Source organism: Limnohabitans sp. (assembly GCF_044361645.1).
GTDB lineage: Bacteria > Pseudomonadota > Gammaproteobacteria > Burkholderiales > Burkholderiaceae_C > Limnohabitans_A.
The window spans coordinates 1-5853 of sequence record NZ_JBIKIL010000174.1; the positions used below are offsets into that span (position 1 = coordinate 1).

The following is a 5853-nucleotide window of genomic DNA, read 5'->3' on the forward strand; positions in this document are numbered from 1 at the left end:
GTGTTTGGCGACTTTGGCCTGGCCGGCGGCGGGGCCGCTGGCATCGAGGTGGACCGCTACGACCTGAGCCTGGGCACACCGCCCCACGCCAAACTGCTGGCCAGCTCCGACGGCTTCAGCGACAACTACCCCTTGGTGCAAGAAGAAATCATGTACAACCACCCCGGCATGGGCGGCACCCAGCACCCTGGCGTGCGCTGCGACATGGTGTACTTCACCACGCCCCAAAACGGCGCGGTCTTCTCGCCCAGCTCGATCGCCTGGAGCCACGCCCTGCCCTGCCATGGTTTTGACAACCCGGTCTCGCGCATCATGGGCAATGTGCTGAAAGCCTTCCTGAAACCCGGTGTCTTGCCCGGAACCGAGTACAACGCGGAAGAAAAACTGTGGCGCTGATCCCTTTGGTGTTTTTATAGAACTTGGTAGGAATACCAATGGTCAAAACATCTGACAAAGGTTTCAATGCCGACAAGCCGCCGCAACTGGCAAGGGCTGCACCCGCAGGGCTTTCACGCACCCCCATGAACACCGAAACCTTTGGCAAAACCTTGTTGGCCTTGTACCGCCTGGCCCACATGGCACCCATGCAAGACTTCCAACGCTTGGCGCTGGACGCAGTCAGCCAGCGTTTTGACTTCGACTCGGCCTGGTGGGGCATGGCCTCTCAGCCACCCACGGGCGAGCTGGAAATCAACGCCTCCCTGCCCTACCACCTGCCCGATTTTTACCCCGCCCTGTGGGACGACATCAAAGCAGAAGACACCTTGGCCGACGCGGTGATGACGCAGCCCGGCACCACCGTGAATTTTGGGCGTAAGTCGCTCTACGCCTCACCCGGCTTGGCCTCATTGATGGCGCGCTTTGGCATTTCCAGCTGTTTGTGCACCGTCACGCTCTTGCCTGAACTCAATTTGATGGCCTTCTTGTCGGTCTACCGCAACGAGGGCAAGCCGCCCTTCAGCGAACACGAGCGGCGCACCATGCAGCTGCTGATGCCGCACCTGACATCGGCACTCAGCACCAATTGGTTGCTGCACCTGGAGCGGGTCAGGTCCAACCACAACTCGGCCCGCGCCGCTTTGGGCGTGGTGGACAAACGCGGCATGCTGTATGTGGCCGACCACGCCCTGACCGCCACGCTGCGTCTGGAGTGGCCGCAATGGACCGGCCCGCTGCTGCCGCCCAGCCTGATCCGGCATGTGCCCAGCGGCTTGGCCTATCAAGGCCAACAACTGCATGTGCGCCTGCACCCGGTAGGTGATCTGTTTTTGCTCGACATCCGGCCCATGACGGCCAGTGCCAAGCTGTCCCCACGCGAGGCCGAAATTGCAGGCCAGTTTTCAGTGGGTGCCAGCTACAAAGAAATCGCCCGCGACTTGGGCATTGCACCGGCCACAGCGCGCCACCACCTGCGCGAAATTTACCGCAAGCTGGAAGTCTCGGACAAAGCCGCCCTGGCCCACAAACTGATGGCCAGCGACCAAGCCGAGCTGGACCTGGGAGGCCTCAGCCTGTTTGAAGAAATGCCCGGCGCAAGCATGGGCTTTGGGCAGCTGCCGGTGGGCTGAGGGCGCTGGTTTTTCGCGCCAAAGCGACATCAAGCCAGATCGCTTTTCTGGCCTGGCCCGATGAAGTAAACACATCAAGGGCACCCAAATTTTGTCGCCCCGGGTTTCTTTTGCTCACCCCGGGCGAAGACCTGAGACCCAGTGAGCACGGCTGAGCTTGGCGAACACCTCTTGAGCCGTCTGGGTCCAGGCTCAGGGCCGGGATGACCAAGACAAAAGAGAGCGTGTGAAAAAAAAACCGCTTGCCCCCGTCCATTTCAAACTTCACACGGCTGGCCCCACGAACAGCGGTTGGGGTCTGGGCTTTGGAGAGGGTCTGCCCCTCAAGGCCTGCACCGCTGTCTGCAGTACAAGCGGTGCGCCGTCTCAAGCCAAGCCGGCTGCCCGCAACTTGTCTTTCTTGCTCAAACGCGAACCCTTGATGCCACCGTTGCCGGGCGATGGCGGTGGCGGGGTTTCGGTGGGCTCAAAGCCTGGCAGGTGCTCCAAAGGCAGCGCCAGGCTTTCGCGTTTTTGAATCAACTGCCAATGCGCGAGCGCGGCGGCCGTGACAAAGCTCACCGCGTCGCCATGCGCACCCGCCCTGCCGGTGCGGCCGATGCGGTGGGTGTAATCGGTGGCCGAGCGTGGCAGGTCGTAGTTGACCACCACGGGCAGCATGGCGATGTCGATGCCGCGCGAGGCCAAATCGGTGGTGACCACCACATCCCAGCGGTCGGCCTTGAATTCGCTCAAGACTTCTTGGCGTGCACCCTGGCTCATCTCGCCATGAAAAGGCGTGGCAAACACGCCCGCCTTGTAGAGCTTGTTCGCCACATGCTCGCAGGCATAGCGCGTGGCCACAAACACCAGCACCTGCTGCCAGCTGTTTTCGGCGATCAGGTGGCGCAGCAAGGCGGTGCGGCTTTTCTCGTCCACCGCAATGGCGCGCTGGCTGATGTCGGGCTGGTGGCCCTCAAAGGCTTGCACGGTGATGCGCACCGGGTCATGCAGCAGCTTGGCCGCCAAGGCTTCTACTTCGGGTGCAAACGTGGCCGAGAACAACAAGGTCTGGCGCTTGACCGGCAGCAGCGCCAGCACGCGCTGCAACTCATCCGCAAAACCCAAATCCAGCAGGCGGTCGGCTTCGTCCAGCACCAGGTGCTGCACATCGGCCAGGCGCACGGCGTTTTGGTCAACCAAGTCAAGCAAACGGCCCGGCGTGGCCACCACGATGTCGGCACCGCCGCGCAGCGCCATCATTTGCGGGTTGACCGAGACACCGCCAAACACGGTGTTCACCTTGAGCGACTGCGGCAGTTTGTACGCCAAGTTGGCCAGCACTTCGCCCACCTGCACCGCCAGCTCGCGCGTAGGCACCAACACCAGCGTGCGCACCGGGCGGCGGAAATTGGTCTGGCGCGGCGCGGCCAGCAAATGCTGCAAAAGCGGCAGCGCAAAAGCCAGTGTCTTGCCCGAGCCGGTGGGCGCGGTGGCCCACACGTCGGCCGATTTCAGCACGGCTGGAATCGCCTCGGCCTGGATGGGGGTGGGGGCGTACAAACCCATGTCGGACACGGCACGCAAAAGCGCAGGGTTCAAGCCCAATGGGCCAAAACTCAAGCTCATGCTTGATTCTCAAAAAATGGCGACAGGGAGAGGATCAAGGTGACACGGCTCATCGCTCGTCACCCTCCAGCGGAGAACGTTCGGGCACCATCGCCAAAAAGCTTGCCAAATCGCCTGGCTTGGCAACACCAGCACGTTCTGCAAAAAAAGCGGCCGCATTGAGGGCCGACACCTTCTCGGCCACAGCCACCGTGATGAACTGGTTGAGCGAGGCCTGGTCTTGTTCCGCCAGCTTGCGCGCATGGGCGTACAAAGAATCGGGCAATCGAAGCGCAAAGGTACTCATACAGCATACTCCAAAAAAACCAAAGCCTGGGCTGGGGTTTTGACGGCCAAGCCAAAGCGTGGCGCTGCCGTCGAAAAATCTTTCACATTGCGGGTGACCAAGGCATGTACCCGCGCGTTGACGGCGGCCTCGAGCACCATTTCGTCACCCGGATCGCGCAGCTGTGGCCGCCAGATGTAATGCAAGCTCACCGGCTCCACCCACACGGCCAAGGCGGACAGAAACGCATCGACCTGTTCAGCTGAAAAACCATGCAGAGCCCGTATCGCATCGCGCTTGAGCACCGACTCGTATTCGAGCCACAAAGCAGGCGACGCCACCACGCGCAAACGTGCCGAAGCCACCGCTTGCAGCAGCGCATACGACGCGCCCCGAGAACTGCTCAAGGCTGCAACCAGCACATGGGTGTCGAGCAACATGATTTTCATGATGTTGCCAATGATATCAGCAAATGATGCAGTCCAGTGCTCCGCCCCTCTTTGCTCCCCTTGTCCAAGACCGAGAATTGAAACGCCGATCAGTACGCTAGATTGGTGAACTTCACAGCGTAACGAGGAACCAGGTGAGTATGAATGACCTCGCGAAGAATGACCAATGGCCCGAGGTTATCGGCCTGTAAGCTCCAACCAGGTTTCTAAGACTTCACGGCGATTAGTCCATCATGAACAAGGCACTCCACACAACTGAGGCGATTGAAATACTGACGGATGGGCGCTGCATTTCGTCAAGGGGGCATCGGACTGAAAACGGACCTCCAGCTCATCACAAAAAACTGGAATTTCTTGCCGGAATCCATCGAAGTGCCCGTGTATTGGTGGCACGGGGAACGTGACAATTTGGCCTCACCTGCAGCCGCGAAGGAACTCGCTAAAAAAATTCCTTCATGCGAACCACACTTCGTGCCCGCGTGTGGGCATTTCATTCACAGAGACCCTGTCATTGCGCAAAAAATACTGGATCGCCTGCTCGCAGCACCTGTGTTTTGAACGCAAGCGCAAACGGACACCGCACAGAAAATTGTGTTGCGTCGGTGACGGGTCCGCTGCCCTTGATCTGACTCAATGGCGAAAGTGCCGCACGCCGGTGAAGACCATCGCCACGCCACGCTCATTGGCCGCGTCAATGACTTCTTGGTCGCGCATGGAGCCACCGGGCTGGACCACGCAGGTCGCGCCTGCGTCCACCACCACATCGAGGCCGTCACGGAAGGGGAAGAAGGCGTCGCTGGCGACCACGGTGTTGTGCAGGCTGAGCTTGGCGGCTTCGGCCTTGATGCTGGCGATGCGGGCTGAATCCAAGCGGCTCATTTGGCCTGCGCCCACGCCACGGGTCTGTCCGTTTTTGCAGAACACGATGGCGTTGGATTTGACGAACTTGGCCACTTTCCAAGCGAAGAGCAGGTCGTGCAGTTCTTCAGGTGTGGGCTGCTTGACGGTGACGATTTTGAGGTCTGCCAAAGCCAACTCGTGCTTGTCGGCGCTTTGCAGCAGCAGACCTGAGCCCACGCGTTTGGTTTCCAGGGCATTGCGCACCTCGCCGTAGTTGGCGGGCAGCGCGATTTGCATCAAGCGCACATTGACTTTGCTCTTGAACACTTCCAGCGCCTCAGCGCTGAAGTCAGGGGCCATCAGCACTTCGACGAACTGCTGGCTCACGGCTTCGGCAGTGGCCTTGTCCACCGGGCGGTTGAAGGCGATGATGCCGCCAAAGGCGCTGGTCGGGTCGGTTTGAAAGGCTTTGCTGTAGGCCTCGAGTGCGCTGGCGCCCACGGCCACGCCGCAGGGGTTGGCGTGTTTGACGATCACACACGCTGCAGCCTGTGAAAGCTCGCCTTTGGCTCCCGTGTCAAAACTCTTCACACATTCCCACGCCGCATCAGCGTCGGCGATGTTGTTGTAGCTCAGTTCTTTGCCTTGCAATTGCACGCCGTTGGCGAGCGACCCTGCAGCGGGGGCCAAGTCGCGGTACCAAGCGGCTTGCTGGTGGCTGTTTTCGCCGTAGCGCAGGTCTTGCACTTTGACGTATTGCACGTTGAATTGGCCTGAGAACTGGGCGCGCTCGGGCACATAGCTTTCGCTCAGTTTTTCGGCTTCAAAATTCACACTGGACAGGTAATTGCTGATCGCGCCGTCGTATTGGCTGATGCGGTTGAAGGCGGCCACCGACAGGGTAAAGCGCAACTTGTCGCTGAGTTTGCCCTTGGCTTTCAACTCAGCAATCACATCCGCGTATTGGCTGGCGTCGGTCACCACGCCCACGTCTTGCCAGTTCTTGGCCGCACTGCGCACCATGGCGGGGCCGCCGATGTCGATGTTTTCTATCGCTTCAGCCAACGTGCAGCCGGGCTTGGCCACGGTGGCTTCAAACGGGTAGAGGTTGACGATGAGCATG

The 5853-nt window shown here is 60.3% G+C and carries 6 protein-coding genes; 2 read left to right on the plus strand and 4 right to left on the minus strand.

Features of this window, described 5'->3' with window-relative positions; translation table 11 throughout:
• The coding region (locus ACIQ39_RS18250; protein WP_396436009.1) for a N,N-dimethylformamidase beta subunit family domain-containing protein at nucleotides 1–396 on the plus strand (396 nt) is incomplete at its 5' end.
• Between the two features lie 38 nt (nucleotides 397–434).
• Nucleotides 435–1568, plus strand: a complete 1134-nt coding sequence (locus ACIQ39_RS18255; RefSeq protein ID WP_396436010.1) for a response regulator transcription factor — start codon at nucleotides 435–437, stop codon at nucleotides 1566–1568.
• A 366-nt stretch (nucleotides 1569–1934) separates the two neighbouring features.
• Here ACIQ39_RS18255 and ACIQ39_RS18260 read toward each other — a convergent pair whose 3' ends face one another.
• The 4 genes from ACIQ39_RS18260 to purH all read right to left on the minus strand — a co-directional run.
• Nucleotides 1935–3170, minus strand: a complete 1236-nt coding sequence (locus ACIQ39_RS18260) for a DEAD/DEAH box helicase (protein ID WP_396436013.1) — start codon at nucleotides 3168–3170, stop codon at nucleotides 1935–1937.
• A 55-nt stretch (nucleotides 3171–3225) separates the two neighbouring features.
• On the minus strand, nucleotides 3226–3462 hold the full coding sequence (locus tag ACIQ39_RS18265; protein ID WP_108374421.1) for a toxin-antitoxin system HicB family antitoxin: 237 nt from the start codon (nucleotides 3460–3462) through the stop codon (nucleotides 3226–3228).
• Nucleotides 3459–3890, minus strand: coding sequence for a putative toxin-antitoxin system toxin component, PIN family (locus ACIQ39_RS18270; protein WP_396436011.1), 432 nt, complete (start codon nucleotides 3888–3890; stop codon nucleotides 3459–3461). Before ACIQ39_RS18270 ends, ACIQ39_RS18265 begins: the two co-directional genes overlap by 4 nt.
• A 630-nt stretch (nucleotides 3891–4520) precedes the next feature.
• Nucleotides 4521–5853, minus strand: a 1333-nt coding sequence (purH, locus tag ACIQ39_RS18275; RefSeq protein WP_396436012.1) for a bifunctional phosphoribosylaminoimidazolecarboxamide formyltransferase/IMP cyclohydrolase, incomplete at its 5' end; no start/stop codon positions are given.